Annotated in this window: 20 protein-coding genes; 11 read left to right on the top strand and 9 right to left on the bottom strand. The window is 68.7% G+C overall.

The features are described 5' to 3' along the window. Positions 1–338 precede the first annotated feature (338 nt). From ACWCPQ_RS31990 to ACWCPQ_RS31980, 3 genes are read right to left on the bottom strand one after another with little or no spacing between them, the layout of a single operon-like run. Positions 339–674, bottom strand: coding sequence for an MmcQ/YjbR family DNA-binding protein (locus ACWCPQ_RS31990; protein WP_449905888.1), 336 nt, complete (start codon positions 672–674; stop codon positions 339–341). 51 nt (positions 675–725) lie between these two features. After that, the gene (locus ACWCPQ_RS31985; RefSeq protein WP_449905886.1) at positions 726–1,301 is read right to left on the bottom strand and encodes a nicotinamidase; all 576 of its coding nucleotides are present in this window, start codon (positions 1,299–1,301) and stop codon (positions 726–728) included. 27 nt (positions 1,302–1,328) lie between these two features. Continuing rightward, positions 1,329–2,579 carry a nicotinate phosphoribosyltransferase gene (locus ACWCPQ_RS31980; RefSeq protein WP_449905894.1) on the bottom strand — a complete coding sequence of 417 codons (1,251 nt, stop codon included), beginning with the start codon at positions 2,577–2,579 and terminating at the stop codon, positions 1,329–1,331. A gap of 217 nt (positions 2,580–2,796) precedes the next feature. Here ACWCPQ_RS31980 and clpS point away from each other — a divergent pair, with 217 nt between their 5' ends. The 10 genes from clpS to rdgB all read left to right on the top strand — a co-directional run bounded on the left by clpS (position 2,797) and on the right by rdgB (position 10,172). Then, complete coding sequence (gene clpS / locus ACWCPQ_RS31975) at positions 2,797–3,159, top strand: ATP-dependent Clp protease adapter ClpS (RefSeq protein WP_449905883.1); 363 nt, start codon at positions 2,797–2,799, stop codon at positions 3,157–3,159. 21 nt (positions 3,160–3,180) lie between these two features. After that, complete coding sequence (gene aosR, locus ACWCPQ_RS31970) at positions 3,181–3,750, top strand: oxidative stress transcriptional regulator AosR (protein WP_449905881.1); 570 nt, start codon at positions 3,181–3,183, stop codon at positions 3,748–3,750. Then, the gene (locus ACWCPQ_RS31965) at positions 3,747–4,808 is read left to right on the top strand and encodes a P1 family peptidase (protein WP_449905878.1); all 1,062 of its coding nucleotides are present in this window, start codon (positions 3,747–3,749) and stop codon (positions 4,806–4,808) included. The genes aosR and ACWCPQ_RS31965 overlap by 4 nt, the downstream gene beginning before the upstream one ends. 525 nt (positions 4,809–5,333) lie before the next feature. Continuing rightward, entirely contained in the window at positions 5,334–5,831 is a 498-nt protein-coding gene (locus ACWCPQ_RS31960) for a Mov34/MPN/PAD-1 family protein (protein ID WP_449905875.1), read from the top strand. A gap of 50 nt (positions 5,832–5,881) precedes the next feature. Next, entirely contained in the window at positions 5,882–6,160 is a 279-nt protein-coding gene (locus ACWCPQ_RS31955; protein ID WP_449905872.1) for a MoaD/ThiS family protein, read from the top strand. A gap of 5 nt (positions 6,161–6,165) precedes the next feature. Continuing rightward, positions 6,166–7,128 (top strand): PLP-dependent cysteine synthase family protein, encoded by a 963-nt coding sequence (locus tag ACWCPQ_RS31950; protein ID WP_449905869.1) that lies wholly within the window; start codon positions 6,166–6,168, stop codon positions 7,126–7,128. A 69-nt stretch (positions 7,129–7,197) separates the two neighbouring features. Further along, entirely contained in the window at positions 7,198–7,914 is a 717-nt protein-coding gene (locus ACWCPQ_RS31945; RefSeq protein WP_449905867.1) for a rhomboid family intramembrane serine protease, read from the top strand. A gap of 69 nt (positions 7,915–7,983) precedes the next feature. Continuing rightward, a complete protein-coding gene (locus ACWCPQ_RS31940; RefSeq protein WP_449905864.1) occupies positions 7,984–8,748 on the top strand; it encodes a cyclic nucleotide-degrading phosphodiesterase in 765 nt (254 codons plus the stop codon). A 42-nt stretch (positions 8,749–8,790) separates the two neighbouring features. Then, entirely contained in the window at positions 8,791–9,564 is a 774-nt protein-coding gene (gene rph / locus ACWCPQ_RS31935; RefSeq protein ID WP_449905861.1) for a ribonuclease PH, read from the top strand. Next, complete coding sequence (rdgB, locus tag ACWCPQ_RS31930; protein ID WP_449905858.1) at positions 9,564–10,172, top strand: RdgB/HAM1 family non-canonical purine NTP pyrophosphatase; 609 nt, start codon at positions 9,564–9,566, stop codon at positions 10,170–10,172. Before rph ends, rdgB begins: the two co-directional genes overlap by 1 nt. Before the next feature lie 16 nt (positions 10,173–10,188). On the opposite strand, the gene ACWCPQ_RS31925 is transcribed toward rdgB, so the two are convergent. From ACWCPQ_RS31925 to ACWCPQ_RS31915, 3 genes are all read right to left on the bottom strand, one after another. Next, positions 10,189–10,488 (bottom strand): DUF3817 domain-containing protein, encoded by a 300-nt coding sequence (locus ACWCPQ_RS31925; RefSeq protein WP_245664774.1) that lies wholly within the window; start codon positions 10,486–10,488, stop codon positions 10,189–10,191. A 65-nt stretch (positions 10,489–10,553) separates the two neighbouring features. Then, complete coding sequence (locus tag ACWCPQ_RS31920) at positions 10,554–11,093, bottom strand: transcriptional regulator (RefSeq protein WP_449905855.1); 540 nt, start codon at positions 11,091–11,093, stop codon at positions 10,554–10,556. A 74-nt stretch (positions 11,094–11,167) separates the two neighbouring features. Further along, positions 11,168–12,043: an oxidoreductase gene (locus ACWCPQ_RS31915; RefSeq protein WP_449905852.1), complete on the bottom strand. Its 876-nt coding sequence runs from the start codon at positions 12,041–12,043 to the stop codon at positions 11,168–11,170. Positions 12,044–12,168: 125 nt separating this feature from the next. Here ACWCPQ_RS31915 and ACWCPQ_RS31910 point away from each other — a divergent pair, with 125 nt between their 5' ends. Then, positions 12,169–14,214 (top strand): ATP-dependent DNA helicase, encoded by a 2,046-nt coding sequence (locus ACWCPQ_RS31910; protein ID WP_449905849.1) that lies wholly within the window; start codon positions 12,169–12,171, stop codon positions 14,212–14,214. A gap of 95 nt (positions 14,215–14,309) precedes the next feature. On the opposite strand, the gene ACWCPQ_RS31905 is transcribed toward ACWCPQ_RS31910, so the two are convergent. The 3 genes from ACWCPQ_RS31905 to glgP form a co-directional block, all read right to left on the bottom strand. Further along, the gene (locus ACWCPQ_RS31905) at positions 14,310–14,852 is read right to left on the bottom strand and encodes a DoxX family protein (RefSeq protein WP_449905847.1); all 543 of its coding nucleotides are present in this window, start codon (positions 14,850–14,852) and stop codon (positions 14,310–14,312) included. A 94-nt stretch (positions 14,853–14,946) separates the two neighbouring features. Continuing rightward, a complete protein-coding gene (locus ACWCPQ_RS31900; protein ID WP_449905844.1) occupies positions 14,947–16,308 on the bottom strand; it encodes an NCS2 family permease in 1,362 nt (453 codons plus the stop codon). A gap of 341 nt (positions 16,309–16,649) precedes the next feature. Then, entirely contained in the window at positions 16,650–19,190 is a 2,541-nt protein-coding gene (gene glgP / locus ACWCPQ_RS31895) for an alpha-glucan family phosphorylase (protein WP_449905841.1), read from the bottom strand. Positions 19,191–19,288 lie beyond the last annotated feature (98 nt).

Below are 19,288 nucleotides of genomic sequence, written 5' to 3'. Positions count from 1 at the left end.
TGTGTCCCGCCGTCGCGACCGCACCCGCCGCGGTCACCTCGAGACTCGCGCCTGCGGCGCATGCGCTTCGAGGCCTGAACGGCGAGACGGGCCTCAACCCTTTGAGGTGTCTCGCAAAACTCGACTCGGGGGTTGCGGGGGCAATCGACGGCCGGATCCGAGTGCGGAGCACTCGTGTGGGGCGGATGTGGGCGCTCGGGCCGTGCGGTTACGGGTTCGCGGGCCCGGGTAGGCGACCCGTGGCGATCGCCGCGGCGGCGGAGAACGGTATGGCGGGGGTGAACAGCATTTCAGGGCCGCGTGAGCCGGTATTCGAGGGCGATCTCGGGGTTCGGCTGCTACAAGGTCTGCGCCAGGGTGGTGGGGGCGGCGAGGCGCCACGAGTCCAGGATTATGTCCCGCATTTCGTCGAGGTCGTCCAGTGCCGCCAGCCGGACGCGTACCCAGGCGTTGTAGGCCTCGTGTCCCGCGATCCAGAACTTGTCCGGTTCAGCGGCCACCAGTTCGTCGCGGTCGACGATCGGGCAGCGCACCGCCATCGAGGTCTCGTCCTCGGGCAGGGTCAGGAACAGCCGGCGTTCCACCCGGAAGATCGGCATCCCCCAGGCGAACTCTTCGATCGTGGCCGGGAGGGCCAGGGCGTAGGTGCGGACATCGTCCCCGGTGGCGGTCATGGGCGTGATTGTGCACGGGCCCGGTGACAAGCGGCCCGGTACGGACCGGGATCAAGCACCGGCCGTGACCACCGCACCCGTGAGCTCGACTCCGGCACCGTTCAGTTCGTCGAGCGCCTTCTCGACAGTGGCCGGTGCCACCCCGGCGGTCAGGCCCAGCAGGATGCGGGTGGTGAAACCGGCGGCCACCGCGTCGAGGGCGGTGGCGCGCACACAGTGGTCGGTGGCGATACCCGCGATGTCGACCGCGCCGATATCGCGGGCGCGCAACCATTCGGTGAGGGTTTCCCCGGCGGTCGAGGCGCCCTGGAAACCCGAATACGCGGCCGAGTACTCGCCCTTGGAGAAAACTTCTTGTACCGCGCCGGTATCGAAACTCGGATGGAATTCCGCACCCGGCGTACCGACCCGGCAGTGCGGCGGCCAACTGTCCACGAAGTCGGGAGTCTCGGAGAAGTGGGAGCCCGGATCGATATGGTAATCGCGGGTGGCGACCACCGCGTCGTAACCGGATTCGGCCAAGTATTCGCTGATCAGCCCCGCGACGCGAGTGCCGCCCGATACAGCGAGCGAACCGCCCTCGCAGAAATCGTTCTGCACATCCACCACGATCAGCGCGCGTTTCATACCCTCAGTCTCCTCGCCCTCGCCCGGTCAGGCCAGGAATGTGGTCGAAACCGCCGGTTCGCCGTCGGACAGTTTGAGTCCCTCCCACGGCAGACTCACCAGACCGCGGGCCACCAGTTCCCGCGATTCGGCCAGCGACGGCCGGTCGAGTACGGTCCCGCCGCGAACCAGCGGGACCAGCAGATCACGCACCTCGTATCCGGCCGGGGCCGGACGTTCGGCGGTAGCCGGGTAGACGATTTCCTCGACAATGGTCCCGGTCGAACGCGCCGACCGCACCGCACGTTTCGCCCCGCCGCGTGACTCCTTGTGGCTGGACCGTTTGGCCACCGGCACACCGTCGACCTCGACCAGCTTGTAGACCATCCCCGCGGTCGGGGCACCGGACCCGATGACGAGCTGGGTGCCCACACCGTACGCGTCCACCGGTTCGGCCCGCAGCGCGGCGATGGCGTATTCGTCGAGGTCCCCGGATACGACGATCCGGGTCTGCACCGCGCCCAGATCGTCCAGCTGCCGGCGGACCTGACGGGCCAGGACGCCGAGATCGCCCGAGTCGATCCGCACCGCGCCCAGATCGGGCCCGGCGACCTCGACCGCGAGCTCGACCCCGCGGGTGATGTCGAAAGTGTCGACCAGCAAGGTGGTGCCGGTACCGTGGGCCGCCACCTGACTGCGGAACGCCTCGATCTCGTGCTCCCCGTCGGCACCGCTGTGGACCAGCGTGAACGCGTGCGCACTCGTGCCCGCGCCGGGAACACCGTAGCGGCGCACCGCCTCCAGATTGGAGGTCGCGTCGAAACCGGCCAGATAGGCCGCCCGCGCACTGGCCGGAGCCGCCCGTTCATGAGTGCGGCGCGAGCCCATCTCGATCATCCGGCGCCCGGCGGCGGCACCCACCATCCGGGCCGCCGCGGACGCGACCGCACTGTCGTGGTTGAGCACCGACAGCGCCAGCGTCTCGAGCACCACACATTCAGCGAAGGTGCCGGTCACCGACAGGACCGGAGAACCCGGGAAGTACAGCTCGCCTTCGGCATAGCCGTGGATATCACCGGTGAACCGGTAATCGCGCAACCAGTCGACCGTCGCCGCGTCCAGGAACCCGGCGACGACATCGAGCTCGGCCGCGCCGAACCGGAACCGCGTCAGCGCATCGAGGAAACGGCCGGTACCGGCGACTACGCCGTACCTGCGGCCGTGCGGCAACCGGCGGGCGAACACTTCGAAGGTGCACCGCCGCGCCGCGGAACCGTCGCGGAGCGCGGCCGCCAGCATGGTGAGCTCGTATTGGTCGGTCAGCAGAGCGGTGCTGCCGGACTCGTCGCGCAGGTCCACGGATGTCACTGTAAACAGCCCGTGCCCTGCGCGGGGAAGCCCGCCGGGGCGGGCGCCGGGCAGCGAGTACGGGCGACGCCGTATCGCGGGCCTGGCCGGGCGTATCGTTCCTGCTCCGGGTGTTGTGAATTACTCCCCGCGTCGTACCCTTGACTTCATGGCCCTGTGCAACACCGCACCCCGCTCCTCGACGGCAGAGGTCCTCCTCGGCGCCTCCGGCGTCACGCTGTCGGCGGCCCAGGCGACACCGGAGGCCGTGGAGTACACCGAGATCCTGGAAGCAGAGGACAGGCCGTGGGTCACGGTGGTCTGGGACGATCCGGTCAACCTCATGCACTACGTCGCCTACATATTCCAGAAGCTGTTCGGCTACAGCAAAGCCAAGGCGACCGAGCTCATGCTCAAGGTGCACAACGAGGGCAAAGCGGTCGTCTCGTCGGGATCGCGGGACAAGATGGAACAAGATGTCCGCCGCCTGCACGCGGCCGGTCTGTGGGCGACCATGCAACGAGACGACTGATCGGACGGTTACCGTAGCGACGTGCGTAAATGGAGCCGGAAGAACTCATTGAGCGGTCTCAAACTGCGGTCGGAGATGGACGAGCGCGAAGCCAGTGTGCTGCGCTCGCTGGTCGGCGCGGTTTCGGGTCTGCTGGGTGAACGCGCCTCCTCGGCCCCCGAGGACGAACTCGCCGCGCTCACCGGTCTGCGCAGCGGTAACACCGCCCCGCCCGACGATCCCCGACTCGCCCGCCTGCTGCCCGAATTCCACCGCGCCGAACCGGGCTCACCCGACGCCGACCGCGCCGACCTGAACAGTGCGCTGCGCGGCCTGCACGAGCCGGAGATCATCGACGAGAAACTGGCCGCGGCCGGGGTGGTGCTGCACACGCTGCCCGAAGACGGCGGCAAGATCCTGATCACACCGGAAGAAGCCGACGCCTGGCTCACCGCACTCACCGATGTGCGGCTGGCACTCGGTGTGGTGCTGGAGATCGACGCCGACACGCCCGAACAATTCCCGCCCGACGATCCGCGCGCACCGCACCTGGACGTCTACCACTGGCTCACCTGGATGCAGGACTCCCTGCTGCAGGCGATGGCACCGTGACCGCCGCCCCCGGACCGCGCGACGCGCTCACCGACGTCTCCGGCCTGCTGGTCGGCCACCACCATGTCCTCGACCCGGACGCGACCCGCGGTTCCGGCGCGGCCACCGGTTGCACCGTGATCCGCGCACCGGGCGGAGCGGTCGCCGCGGTGGACGTACGCGGCGGTGGACCCGGAACCCGCGAAACCGATCTGCTCGACCCCGCCAACACGGTGCGCCAGGTGCACGCCGTCCTACTCACCGGCGGCAGCGCCTACGGCCTCGCCGCCGCGGACGGGGTGATGCGCTGGCTCGAGGAGCACGGCGAAGGCCTGCCCATGTCACCCGAAGACCCCGCCCGAGTGGTCCCGATAGTGCCCGGAGCCGTCATCTTCGACCTCCCGGTCGGCGACTGGTACACCCGCCCGACCGCCGAATTCGGTTATCACGCAGCCGAAGCCGCCGGACCCGATTTCCTGCGCGGCTGCGTCGGGGCCGGGACCGGCGCCCAGGCCGGCGCCCTCAAAGGCGGTATCGGAACCGCCAGTATCCGGTTCACCGACGGTGTGGCCGCCGGCGTGACCGTGAGCGCGCTGGTCGTCGCCAACCCGGTCGGCTCGGTTTTCGACCCCCGCACCGGGATCCCCTGGGGTGCGGGCACCGACGGACCCGAGTTCTTCGGCCTACACCCCGGCACCGCCGAACAACTCGCCACCGCGAACGCGCTGGCAGTGAAGGGCACCGTACTCAACACCACGATCGGGGTGGTCGCCACGGACGCCCCGCTGGACCCGGCAGGCTGCCGCCGGCTCGCCACGGTCGCCCACGACGGTTTGGCCCGGGCGGTACGCCCGGCCCACTCCCCACTCGACGGCGATACATTCTTCGCGCTGGCAACCGGTACGGCGACACCGCCGGAAACACCAGGACTGCCCGCGGCCTTCCCGGCGGACCTGCCGTTGATCGACGCGCTGAGCACGGCTGCGGCGGTCTGCGTGGAACGCGCGATGGTCGACGGGATCCGCACCGCCCACACCGTGGCGGGCATCCCCTCCTACAGCGACCTCTTCGGTGTCTGATGGCGGCGCCTCCGGCGCCGCGGGGCGGGGCCCTCGAAACCCCGGTTCTTCACTCCTGCGCTCCTCCGCTTCGCTCCCCCGCTCCGTCGCTCCAGAACCGGGGCGGGCCCCGCCTTTGTGGTGGGCCCGAATCTGTGGTGTCGCCGACTCCTGCGGTAACCCCGACTCTGTGGTGTGACCGACCCCGGTAAGCCCGACTCTGCGGTGGAGCCGGGTTCGGTGTCGCTTCGGGGTCTTCGTGGGCTCGGCTGCGGAAGCCGGGTATCCGAGGGCGGGCGGCGTGTGGGCAGTGGGATTCGGCGGTGTGGATCGAGGCCGGGGCGGATGACCGTCGAGGCTCCGGGCAGTGGTCGTGGGGAGCGGGCGGAGGCTCTGTCCCGGGAACAGCGGGCGGTGATCGTGTCCGGGTGCCGGGGCGCCGCGGTGGGGGTGTGCGAGGGGTGCCGGGAATACCCGAATATCCTCGACAGTTGTCGGCAGTGACGGGTCGGCGATGGCCGTGACAAGAGGTGGAAGGGTTCGATTGTGCTCGTGATCAGGGCCGACCTGGTGGATTCGATGGTCGCGCACGCCCGTGCCGACCACCCAGACGAGGCCTGCGGCATCATCGCGGGGCCCGAGGGCTCCGACCGGCCCGAACGGTTCGTGGCAATGATCAACGCCGAGCGCTCGCCGACCTTCTACCGATTCGACTCCGGCGAACAGCTGAAGGTCTGGCGGGGTATGGACGACGCCGACGAGGAGCCGGTGGTCATCTACCACTCGCACACCGCCACTGAGGCCTATCCGAGCCGCACCGATATCTCCTACGCCTCCGAACCCGGCGCCCACTACGTGCTGATCTCCACTCGCGACCCCGAGCGGCACGAACTGCGCAGCTACCGGATCGTCGACGGCGAGGTCACCGAGGAGCCGGTGCGGATCGTCGACGCCTACAGCGGGAGCGAGTCAGGCCCGGAGGCGGAGGCGAAGCGTCACCACGCAGGGCCCTCGCTCACGCGCGATAAACACGAAACCGCCTGACCACCACAGATTTCCGAACCGTACCGAGCACACAGCGAGGAGCAGCAACCATGCCGGTCACCGTGTCCATTCCGACCATCATGCGCACCCACACCGGAGGCGAGAAGCGCGTCGAGGCCCAGGGGTCCACGCTCGCCGCGGTGATCGATGATCTGGAATCCAATCACCCGGGTCTGGCCGAACGGCTGCTCAACGAGGGCAAACTGAACCGGTACGTCAACATCTACGTCGACGACGAGGACGTGCGGTTCTCCGGCGGGCTGGCGACCACGGTCGGCGAGGGCTCGACGGTGACGATCCTGCCGGCCGTCGCGGGCGGGGCCCGATAAGTCCGGTGGCACGCTACGAGTCACTGATCGCGACCCTCGGGAACACCCCGCTGGTCGGACTGCGCACCCTGTCGCCTCAGTGGGAGGGCGAACAACCGGTGCGGTTGTGGGCCAAACTCGAGGACCGCAACCCCACCGGATCCATCAAGGACCGCCCCGCGCTGCGGATGATCGAACAGGCCGAGACCGAGGGCCGGCTCACGCCCGGTTGCACGATCCTGGAACCCACCAGCGGCAATACCGGGATCTCGCTGGCCATGGCGGCAAAGCTGAAGGGCTATCGCCTGGTCTGCGTCATGCCGGAGAACACCTCGGTGGAGCGGCGGCAGTTGCTCACCATGTTCGGCGCCGAGATCGTCGACTCGCCGGCCGCGGGCGGCTCGAACCAGGCCGTCGCCAAGGCCAAGGAGATCGCGGCCGCCAATCCGGACTGGGTGATGCTGTACCAGTACGGCAACCCGGCCAACGCGCTCGCCCACTACGAGACCACCGGACCGGAGATCCTCGCCGATCTGCCCGAGATCACCCATTTCGTGGCGGGTCTGGGTACCACGGGAACCCTGATGGGGACCGGGCGCTTCCTTCGGGAGAACGTCCCGGGCATCGAGATCGTCGCGGCCGAACCGCGCTACGGCGAACTGGTCTACGGCCTGCGCAACATCGATGAGGGCTTCATCCCGGAGCTGTACGACGAATCGGTACTCACCAGCCGTTTCTCCGTGGGCCCCTACGATGCCGTACGCCGCACCCGCGAACTGGTCCTCGAAGAGGGGATCTTCGCCGGTATCTCCACCGGCGCCATCCTGCACGCCGCGCTCGGAGTGGCCCGCAAGGCGGTCGCGGCCGGCCGCCGCGCCGATATCGCCTTCGTCGTCGCCGACGGCGGCTGGAAATATCTGTCGACCGGCGCCTACGACGGCACTCTCGAGGAAGCCGAGGAACGCCTCGACGGCCAGCTCTGGGCCTGAGGTCACCGTTCGTCGGTACCCTCGGGGGAGAACGCGCCGGGCGGCAAGGCGCGTACTAGGAGGAATCGCATGACCGGTGGTACTCCGCTGGGCGCTTCGTTCGACCCCGACCGGATCGCTGCGCTGCGCCCTCAGCAGGGCGGCACCCCGCCCGGCAGGCCCGGCAACCGACGGTTCGCCGCCACCCGTCGTACCTGGTCGCGGGCCGGGGTCGTCACGCTCGCATTCGTGCTGGTGCTGTATCTGATCGAGCTCGTGGACGCAACGATCGACTTCTCCATCGATCGGACACTGGGTATCGAACCCCGCGAGTTCGAAGGCCTGGACGGAATCGCCTTCGCGCCGCTGCTGCACCACGGCTGGGATCATCTGATCGGTAACACCCTGCCGGTGCTGATCCTGTTCTTCCTGACCCTGGCCACCGGCATCCGCCGGGGCCTGGCCGCCACCGGGATCGTCTGGATCGTCGCCGGTGTGGGTACCTGGCTGACCGGTGGCGAGAACACCGTGCACGTCGGTGCGTCCTCGCTGGTGTTCGGCTGGCTCACCTACCTCATCTGCCGCGGCTGGTTCGCCCGGCAGCCGGGTCAGATCGTGCTGGGGCTCGTCGTCCTGGTCCTCTACGGTTCGCTGCTGTGGGGCGTTCTGCCCGGTCAAGACGGAATATCTTGGCAGGGACACCTTTTCGGCGCTATGGGTGGACTGTTCGCCGGGTGGGTACTCTCCAGTGATGAACGTCGACACCGCCGTCAACTCCGCACCGGGCCCCTCGCCCCGCCCCGGTGACCGTGGGTGCGGCCAGTATTTTCGGGGGATGCTGTCTTGAATCGGGAAACATCGTGGCAGCATGGTGACATGCGCCTCACCGTCCTCGGGTGCTCGGGCAGTGTGTCCGGCCCGGATTCCCCCGCGTCGGGTTATCTGCTGACCGGTCCGGATATGTCGCCGGTGGTCATCGATTTCGGTCCGGGCATCCTCGGTGCGCTGCAGCGTTTCGCCGATCCGGGTGAGGTCGACATTTTTCTCACCCATCTCCACGCCGATCACTGCCTCGACCTTCCCGGTCTCCTGGTGTGGCGTCGTTATCATCCCACTCCCCCGACCGGGCGGGCGATCGTACGCGGACCGTCGGATGCGCCACTGCGTATCGGCAACGCGTCGGCCGAGGTCGGCGGGCAATGCGACGACTGGTCCGATGTGATCGACTTCCGGCCCTGGGCCGAGGGTGAGACGGTCGAGTTCGGTCCCGGGCACACCATCACCGCCCGGCGGATGTTCCATCCGCCGGAGTCCTACGGTCTGCGAATCGTCACCACCACGGGTCGCACTTTCGTCTACACCGGCGATACCGCGGTCTGTCCCGCGGTCCAGGAGCTCGCCCAGGGCGCGGATGTCCTCATGGCCGAGGCGTCTTGGACCCACGATCCGGCGAATCGTCCGGCGGGTATCCACCTTTCGGGCACCGAGGCCGGCCGGATCGCCGCCGAGGCCGGGGTCGGGGAGCTGTTGCTCACCCATATTCCGCCCTGGACCTCCCGCGAAGACGTCATCGCCGAGGCCAAGGCCGAGTTCACCGGACCCGTACACGCGGTCACTCCCGGCGAGAGCTTCGACCTTTAGCCCGGGCACGTCCCGGCGCGGGTACCCCACTACGCTGAGCCCGTGTCGAGACGAGCCGATGGCAGGGCGGACGACGAACTCCGCGAGGTACGGATAACTCGAGGCTTCACCACGCACCCGGCGGGTTCGGTGCTGGTGGAGTTCGGGCAGACCCGAGTGATGTGCACGGCCAGCGTCACCGAGGGTGTGCCGCCGTGGCGGCGCGAGTCGGGTCTCGGCTGGCTCACCGCCGAGTACGCGATGCTCCCGGCCGCAACTCATACCCGTAGTGGCCGGGAATCGGTCAAGGGGAAGGTCGGCGGGCGCACCCAGGAGATCAGCCGGTTGGTCGGCCGTTCCCTGCGGGCATGTATCGATCTCGCCGCCATCGGTGAGAACACCATCGCCGTCGATTGCGATGTCCTGCAGGCCGACGGCGGTACCCGGACCGCCGCCATCACCGGCGCGTATGTCGCATTGGCCGACGCGGTCACCTATCTCGGCGCGGCCGGTGGCCTCGCCGATCCGCAGCCCATCTCCTGCGGGATCGCCGCGGTGAGTGTCGGCGTGGTGGACGGCCGGGTCCGGCTGGATCTTCCGTACGAGGAGGATTCCCGTGCCGAGGTCGATATGAATGTGGTGGCCACCGATACCGGAACACTGGTGGAGATCCAGGGCACCGGTGAGGGCGCGACCTTCCCGCGGTCCACCCTCGACAAGATGCTCGACTCGGCACTGGCCGGCTGCGAGCAACTGTTCGTCGTGCAGAAGGAAGCGCTGGCCCTGCCCTATCCCGGGGTACTGCCGGAGGCCACCGAGAACTCGAAGAAGAAGTGATGTCGCGCCGAGTCCTGCTCGCCAGTCGCAATGCCAAGAAACTGACCGAACTGCGCCGCATTCTGGCCGAGGCCGGCGTCGCGGGCCTGGAGATCGTCGGCCTCGACGATGTGCCGGAATACCCGGAAGCCCCGGAAACGGGCGCCACCTTCGAAGAGAACGCGCTGGCCAAAGCGCGCGACGGAGCCCGTGCCACGCGGTTGCCGTGTATCGCCGACGATTCCGGAATAGCGGTAGACGCGCTCAACGGAATGCCGGGTGTGCTGTCGGCTCGCTGGTCGGGCCGGCACGGCGACGATGCCGCGAACAACACACTGCTGCTGGCGCAGCTCTCCGATACCCCGGACGAGCGCCGGGGTGCCAGTTTCGTTTCCGCGTGCGCGCTGGTGATCCCGGCCGGTGCGGAGATCGTGGTACGTGGCGACTGGCCGGGCACCATCGCCCGGGAGCCGCAGGGTGACGGCGGTTTCGGCTACGACCCGCTGTTCCGTCCCGCCGGCGGGGAGCGCAGCGCCGCGCAACTCACCCCGGCGGAGAAGGACGCGGCGTCCCATCGCGGCCGGGCACTGGCGCAGCTGCTCCCGGCGCTCGCGGCACTCGCGGGCTGAGACCGCTTCGGGGTGATCAGACCCCGAAGTCGCGCTTGACCTGCTGAGTGTTGCGGTGCTCGACGAAGAACGAGAGCAGCGGAACGGTACCGGCGAGCAGGGTGCCGACGGTGCGTTTGATCGGCCACCGGACCTTCACCGCGAGATCGGCGGTGAGGATCAGGTAGATGAAGTACGCCCAGCCGTGCACCACCGCGATCCAGCTCGGCGTATCCACGCCGAATCCGTATTTGGCGATCATCTCGGCGGTGAGGAACAGCAGCCACAGACCGGTGACCCAGGCCAGGACGCGGTAGCGCAGCAGCGCTCCCGCGATCCGCCGGTCACCGGTCGGCGCGGCGGTGCCCGCCTCGGGTGCGGTGGTGACGTTCTCGCTCGCGGTCAACCCGCGCTCCTCTCGGTATCGCGGGCCGCGCCCGCCGGACGGCCCGCGGCGCCGCCGTCGGCGTTCAAGCGGGCCAGGTAGCTGTTGTAGTCGGCGAGCACGGGATCGTCGTCCCGGGCGGCGCGTGGGCGTTCGGGCAGAAAACCCGCCGGAATCTCGCGGGGAGCACGGGCGGGGGCGGCGCGGCGACCGGTGAACAGTCCGCTCCTACCGCCCGCTCCGGCCGCCGGGCCCGTATCCGCGGGTACGCCGTCGGCGGCTCGAGCCGGGGCGTCCGGGCCCGCCGGTCCGGCGGCGCCGCCCGGCTCGGCCGGGCCGGACTCCTGTTCCAATCGAACGAACCGGAAGTAGGCATACAGGGCGAACCCCGCGAACAGCGGCCATTGCAGTGCGTAGCCGAGATTCTGCGCGGTGCCGCTCGCCGAGGAGAACCGCTCCCACTGCCACCAGCCCAGGGCCAGCGCGGCCAGCGCCAGCACGACCACCAGGACGACCAGGGCCGGGCGGTGCACAGTGCGGCGAGGTGTTGCGGACACGGCTACCACGGTACCCGTCTACTACACGAACCGTAGTGTGAGGTGGGTATCGCGGCAGCCGGTATCGGCGCCGGTCAGAACTTGTAGACGACCCCGGTGAGGCGTTCGGATTCCGTCCACAGCCGTTCCCACAGCTCGGTGTTCTTGGACAGGCGGGTCGACGGGGACGCCTCGACCGGCCCTTGCGACTGGAACAGCCGGGTCGGACCCCAGTAGGTCTCCGGATCGGCGTCCGGAGTGGTGGCGGCGAACAGGGTCGAATGCGCGGCCTTGGCCGGGGCGTGCCCGACCAGCTTGATCACCGGTTTGCTGACCCAGTCCAGCGGGGTCTCGGTGCGGGTGAACAGTTCGGTCGCCGAAACGCCCGGGTGCACGCCGTAGGACCGTTTCGGCGATCCGGCGGCCGCCAGCCGGCGCTGCAGTTCCCGCGCGAACATCAGATTGGACAGTTTGGCCTGGGCATAGGCCAGGTTGCGCTGGTAGCGCCGGTTCTCGTAGTTGAGGTCGTCGACCCAGAACTTGGGCGTCTGCTTATGGGCGATACTGGCCAGCGTCACCACGCGGTCGCGGATCCGGTCGAGCAGGAGCCCGGTGAGCGCGAAATGGCCGAGATGGTTCACGCCGAACTGCGTTTCGAATCCGTCGGCGGTCCGCGAGAACGGCACATTCATCAGGCCGGCGTTGTTGACGAGTACATCGAATTCACCGGTCTCCTCGGCGAATTCGCGTACCGAGGACAGATCGGCCAGATCCAGCCGGCGGACGCGCAGGTCGCCGCCGACGGAGTCGGCGACCTGCTGACCCTTTTCGGTGTTCCGGCAGGCCAGCACCACAGTGGCCCCTTTGGCGGCGAGTACCTTGGTGGTCTCGGCACCGAGCCCGCCGTTGGCCCCGGTGACGACGAAAGTGCGTCCGCGCTGGTCGGCTATCTGATCAGGTTTCCACGCCATGAACCGACCTTACTTCTGAGTAAGATCAGGGGGAAGAGCGGTACGGCCTCCGATGTCGAGCCGGGCGGACAGGCCGGTTCACGACTGCGCGCACGGCTGTCGGTGCGGCGCAGTAGGCTGCCCGAGTGCCCGAACTCCCGCCCGTATCAGACCTGCTGGCGACCGCCGTGACCGCACTCGGCGGCAAGGAACGCCCGGGTCAGATGACCATGGCCGCGGCGGTCGACAATGCCATCCAGCAGAAAGAGCATCTGGCCGTACAGGCCGGGACCGGCACCGGGAAATCGCTCGCCTATCTGGTGCCCAGCCTGCGGTACGCGGTACGCACCGGTCGCACTGTGGTCATCTCCACCGCCACCATCGCGCTCCAGCGCCAGCTGGTGGACCGGGATCTCCCCCGGCTCGCCCAGGCGCTGACGAAACCGCTGGGTCGCACCCCGGAGTTCGCGATCCTCAAGGGGCGCAACAACTATCTCTGCCTGAACAAGATCAACAGCGCGATTCCGGACGAGCCGGCCGAGGCCGAGCTGTTCGACGCGTTCACGATCTCCCGGCTCGGTCGCGAAGTGAAGCGGCTCAACGAATGGGCCTCCGATACCGAAACCGGCGACCGCGACGAACTCACACCCGGTGTCGGCGATCAGGCCTGGCGTCAGGTCAGTGTGTCCTCGCGGGAATGCCTCGGCAAATCCCGCTGCCCGTTCGGGCAGGACTGTTTCGCCGAGCGGGCCCGCGCCGAATCCGCCCAGGCCGATATCGTCGTCACCAATCACGCGCTTCTCGCGATCGATGCCATCAGCGGCGTACAGGTACTGCCGGAACACGATCTCGTGGTGGTGGACGAGGCACACGAACTGGTCGACCGGGTAACCGGGATCGCCACCGCGGAACTGTCCGCCACCGCTATCAGCGCCGCTGCCCGGCGCTGCGCGAAACTGATCGACGAGCGGGAGGTCGATCGACTCGAGGAGGCAGCCGAGGCCTGGCACACCGTGCTCGACGAGTTGCCCCCGGTGCGCTGGGACATCCTGCCCGAAGGCGTCGCCGGGGTGCTGGCACTGATCCGCGACGCCGCCTGGAACGCCCGGACCGCACTCAACCCACAGGGCGCGAGCGCTCCCGGAAACGATCCCGAAGCCGCCGGGCGGAACATGGCCGTCGCCGGCGTGGAGGAGATCCACGACAGCGCGGTCCGCGCGCTCACCGCCTTCGAGGAACCCGATCCCGCGGTGCGCCGCGATGTGGTCTGGCTGTCCGCCGACGAGATCCGCGGGGTCACCCGGCGCACGCTGCGGATGGCACCGCTGGCCGTGGGTGGGCTGCTGCGCAGTCAATTGTTCGGTGCGGCAACGGTTGTCCTCACCTCGGCGACCCTCCAGATCGGCGGCAACTTCGACGGGCTGGCCCGCACCTGGGGCCTCCCACCGCAATCCACCGGCCGGGTGGATACGACGACCGCCGGCAGTGCCGAGGCGCCGAGCGATGCCGATACCGTGCGCTGGAGCTCGCTGGATGTCGGTTCACCGTTCGACCACGCCAAATCCGGAATCCTCTATGTCGCCCGGCATCTGCCAGCGCCGGGCCGCGACGGACTACCGCCTGCCTACCTCGACGAGATCGAGCGGCTGGTCGGCGCGGCGGGCGGGCGCACGCTGGGGCTCTTCTCCTCCATGCGGGCCGCCAAGGCCGCTGCCGAGGTGCTGCGCAACCGCGTGGACACACCCATCCTGTGCCAGGGCGAGGACGCGACCGGCGCCCTGGTGCGGAAATTCGCCGACGACCCGGAGACCTCGCTCTTCGGCACCCTTTCGCTCTGGCAGGGCGTCGACGTGCCCGGCCCGTCGCTGAGCCTGGTGATCCTGGACCGCATCCCCTTCCCCCGGCCGGACGACCCGCTGCTGGCGGCCCGGCAGCGAGCCGTCGAATCACGCGGCGGCAACGGATTCCTCACGGTCGCCGCGACCCACGCCGCGCTGCTCCTCGCCCAGGGCACGGGCCGGTTGCTGCGCAGCGTCGACGACCGCGGGGTCGTGGCAATCCTCGACCCGCGCCTGGCCACCGCGCGCTACGGCGGATTCCTCCGGGCGTCGCTGCCGCCGTACTGGGAGACGGCCGACCCCGAAGTGGTGGCCGAGGCGCTACGCCGCCTGTCCGCGGCCGCGACAGTCTGACCCGGAGCCGCGGGCAAGGACCGAGACCGGCTCACAGTGCGCTCGCCGGGAGTCCCGGTCCCCGATCACATGGGCAGGCAGCGGTTCCCGGAAGCTCAGAGTGCGTGCTTGAAGATCAAGGTCAGCACCGCGGCGACCACGGCGACAACCACCGCGATCACACCCCAGACCACCCCGCCGCGCGCCCACGGGCGATTGCCGTCCACCGAGAAGCGGCCCGGCCCGGTGAACGCCAGGGCGGCCGCTGCTGTCGCGTAGAGCAGGCCCGTCTCGTAGCCGTGGCCGGTGAGCAGCCCGCCGCTGTAGCTCGTATTGATGATGACGATGGTGGTGCCCAGCACGATGGCCGCGCCCAGTGGGGACAGCGCGCCCAGCGCCAGCAGCAGGCCACCCACGGATTCGCAGAGCCCGGCCAGCGTGCCGAAGAAGTCGCCGGGATTGAAGCCCATCTGTTCGAAAGCGGCGTTGTTGGCTCGCAGGCCCGGCCCGTCGAACCAGCCGAAGAGTTTCTGGCTACCGTGCGCGGCCAACAGCAGGCCGAACACCACCCGCAGGATCAGCAGGCCGATATCGGAGGATAAATTCCGGTCCGTGCTCGCCGGAACGGCGGTACGGACCGACGTCGAGTCGACGGTCATGAGAACCCCTCATTCCTATCCGGATAGTTAGCCACGGAAACAAACGGACCCGGAGTCCTTTTCTTTCCATACCGGTAGCCAACCAGGTCCTCGGCTATTCCGCCAGGAAGAAGAAGTAGCTCAGGAAGATCAGCGTGAGCACCCACATCACCGGATGCACTTCGCGGAACCGGCCGCGGGCCACCATCACCACCGGGTAGAAGATCATCCCCATGGCCAGGCCGTTCGCGATCGAATACGTCAGCGGCATCATCACGATGGTGATGAACGCCGGAACCGCGAACTCCAGCCGGGTCCAGTCGATATCCCCCAGCGACCGGGCCATGAGCACCCCGACCACGATCAACGCGGCCGCCGTCACCGCACCCGAACCCGCCACCACGGCGAAAATCGGATAGCAGAACATAGCCACCGCGAACCACCCGGCCGTCACCACAGCGGTCAGCCCGGTTCGGCCGCCGGCCGATACACCGGCGGTCGATTCCACATAGGCCGTGGTCGTGGAGGTACCGATCACCGCACCCGCCATAGTGCCCACCGCATCGGCGGACAGCGCGCTCGCGGCCCGCGGCAACCGGCCCTCGCTGTCCAGCAGACCTGCCTGGTTCGCGACCCCGATCAATGTCCCGGACGCATCGAAGAAATCGACGAAAAGCATGGTCAGCACCACCACAGCCATTTGTGCGGTGAACGCGTCGGGCAGATGGATGATCGCCTGACCGAAGGTTTCGTCCAGACCCCGGGGCAGTGCGGCCACCCCGTCGGGCACATCCACCAGTCCGGCGATCATCCCGACCACGGCGGTCAGCACGATCCCGTACAGGACCGCCCCGTGCCAGCCGCGCACCAGGAAGGTCACGGTGACCACCAGTCCGAACAACGCCAGCACCGTCGTGCCCTCGGTGAAATCGCCGAGCTTCACCAGGGTCGACTCGCTGTTCACCACGATGCCCGCGTTCTTGAACCCGAGGAACGCCACGAAAACGCCGACCCCGGCCGCGACCGCCAGCTTCAACTGCAACGGGATCGCGTTGAGGATCTTCTCCCGCACCCGGGTCACCGCCAGCACGAAGAAGATCACACCGGACAGGAAGGTGCCCGACAGCGCGACCTGCCACGGGATCCCCATCCCCAGCACCACCGAGAACGCGAAGAACGCGTTCAGCCCCATCCCCGGCGCCAACGCGATCGGATAGCGTGCCCACAGGCCCATCACCAGGGAACCGGCGACCGCGGAAACCGCCGTCGCGGTGAACACCGCCTGCGTCGGAATACCCAGATCACCCAGCGCACCCTCATCGCCCAGGATGGACGGGTTGACCGCCAGCACGTAACACATGGCCAGGAATGTCACCGTGCCCGCCATGAGCTCGCGGCGCATGGTCGAACCGTGCACCCCGACAGCGAAATACGAATCGATCCGCCCGCGGGTCCGGGTGAGGAGATCGGTGGTCATGGGGACCCTCCAGTCGGCTGTACATGACATCCGCCCGCGAGCGGGCGAGAGCGGACCGGAGTCCGGCAGGAACTCGCCGGGCACCACTCCGGCCGGCACCCGGCGCGTACGTGCCGAACCCGAACCGGAAGGCGACAGCCTCATCCACCTCCGCTGGTGGTCGCACAGTGCGCAGTGAGGTCCGGCGCCCGGCAGCGCCAGTCTGGAACGGTATCCGATACCTGTTACGAACCGAAGTCGCCACCACCGGGTGCGGGCGAACGCGGGCCCGGCCGCCGATGCGCTGTCGGGGTCCCGGCAGCACACCGGGACGGCCGCCGTATCCGGACCATCGCGGACACTCAGGCGTTCACGACTCTGCCCAGTTCGGCGGGGGTCGCGAGCAGATCGTGCGACGGCAGTACGCGAACCGTGTAACCCACCACACCCGACAGCGGAACCGGGGTGTCGGCGGTGAAGACCTCGAGTGCCGAATCGGCGGATTCACGACCGGTGTGGGACATGGCGACGGTCTGTGTATCGGAGAGATCGTCCTCGGCCGAGACGTGGCCCAATACCGCTTGCACTGTCACATCGCCGGGGCCGAGACCGGCGAGATCCACCCGTGCGGTCAACGACAGCCGCGCCCCGATCACCGGGGTGTCCGGTAGTCCGGCCGCGTCCACCTGCACCACCCGCACGCCCGGCCAGGCATCGTCCACCCGCCGGCGGTACGCCGCGATCTCGCGCGCCCCCCGCAGATCCGCCGCCGTGACCTGCCGCCGGGCCGCGGCGGCCGGAGCGTAATACCGCTCGGCGTATTCACGCACCATCCGGTCCGCGAGCACCTGCGGCCCGAGGGTGTGCAGCGTGTGGCGCACCATCGCCACCCAGTGCGCCGGAATCCCGTCGGCGCCCCGATCGTAGAAATGCCGCGTGACGGTACGCTCCATCAACTCGTAGAGCGCGGTGGCCTCCAGATCGTCGCGGCGTTCGTCGTCGACGACCCCGTCGGCGGTCGGGATCGCCCACCCGTTCTCGCCGTCGAACATCTCGTCCCACCAGCCGTCCCGGATGGACAGGTTCAGCCCGCCGTTGAGCGCCGATTTCATCCCGGAGGTTCCACACGCCTCCAGCGGTCGCAGCGGATTGTTCAGCCATACGTCACACCCCCAGTAGAGATACCTGGCCATGGACATGTCGTAATCGGGCAGGAACACGATGCGATGCCGCACCGCCGGATCATCGGCGAACCGCACCACCTGCTGGATCAGCGCCTTACCGCCCTCGTCCGCGGGATGACTCTTACCGGCCACCACCAGCTGCACCGGACGGTCGGGATCGAGCAGCAGATCCCGCAACCGCTGCGGATCGCGCAGCATCAGGGTCAGCCGCTTGTAGGTCGGCACCCGGCGCGCGAATCCGACCGTCAGCACTCCGGGGTCGAACACCGAATCCACCCAGTTCAGCTCGGCATCAGCCGCTCCCCGCTGCCGCCACGACTCCCGCAGCCGCCGCCGCACCTCCCCGACCAGCTTCGCGCGCAGGGTCGCGCGGATCCGCCAGAGCCGCTCCGGCTCCAGTTCCCCGAGCCGCTCCCACACCCGCGGGCAGTCGGCGGTGTCCAGCAGTTCTCCCCATTCCCGGGCGGCCCAGGTCGGAGCGTGTACCCCGTTGGTCACCGACCCGATCGGCACCTCGGCGGCATCGAAACCGGGCCACAGCGGGTTGAACATGTCCCGGCTCACCGCGCCGTGCAACCGGGACACCCCGTTGGCTCGCTGGGCCAGCCGCAACCCCATATGCGCCATATTGAACACCGTCGGATCGGCCTCCCGGCCCAGCGCGACGATCCGGTCCACCCCGATTCCGGGCAGCAGCGGCGACTCCGATTCGCCGGACGATCCACCGAAATAACGGTGCACCAGCGAGACCGGGAATCTGTCGATCCCGGCCGGTACCGGCGTATGAGTGGTGAACACGGTGCCCGCGCGTACCGCCGCGAGCGCGGTATCGAAATCGTGACCCGCCGCCAGGTATTCACGGATCCGTTCCAGTCCGAGAAACCCCGCATGCCCCTCGTTCATATGGAAGACCTCGGGATCGGCCGACCCGGCCGCGGCCGTATAGGCGCGCACTGCCCGTACCCCGCCGATCCCGGCGAGGATCTCCTGCTGGATCCGGTGTTCCTGATCGCCGCCGTAGAGCCGGTCGGTCACCGACCGCAGATCCGGATCGTTGGCCGCGATATCGGAATCCAGCAGCAACAGTGGAACTCGCCCCACCTGCGCGATCCACACCCGCGCCGTCAGCACCCGCCGATCCGGCATCGCCACGTGCACCAGCACCGGCGAGGAATCGGCGGTCAGCAGTCGCAACGGGAGTCCCTGCGGATCCAGGGCCGGGTACCGCTCGGCCTGCCAGCCGTCGGCGGTCAGCGATTGCCGGAAATATCCCGATCGGTAGAGCAGCCCCACCGCGATCAGCGGCAACCCCAGATCCGATGCCGCCTTCAGATGGTCACCGGCCAGGATGCCGAGCCCACCCGAATAGTTCGGCAGTACCTCGGTCACACCGAACTCCATCGAGAAGTAGGCGATCCCTCCGACCCCGAAATCTGTCACCGGCCGATCCAGATAAGCCCGCAGATCGGCCGCCGCCGCATCGACCTGCCCGCAGAACTCCTCGTCACCGGCGAGTGCGTCGAGCCGCTCCGGTGGCACCTCGCCCAGCATCCGTACCGGATCGTGCCCGACCTCCGCCCACCGATCCGGGTCCAGCGCGGCGAACACATCCTGCGCCGGCCCGTGCCACGACCAGCGCAGGTTGGTGGCGAGCTCGCCCAGCGCGGCCAGACGCTCCGGCAGATGGGCGCGGACGGTGAACCGACGCAGTGCCTTCATCCGCCCGAGCTTATTGGGAGCGACGACAGCGGAATCGGCTGGCCCGGTTGCGGTGGTGTGCCGGTTTCCCCGCCACCGCCGTTGCCAATAACGTGGTA

This window comes from Nocardia sp. NPDC001965 (assembly GCF_053594175.1).
The sequence above is the reverse complement of the archived record's forward strand: the minus strand, read 5'-3'. Positions and strand labels throughout refer to the sequence as shown.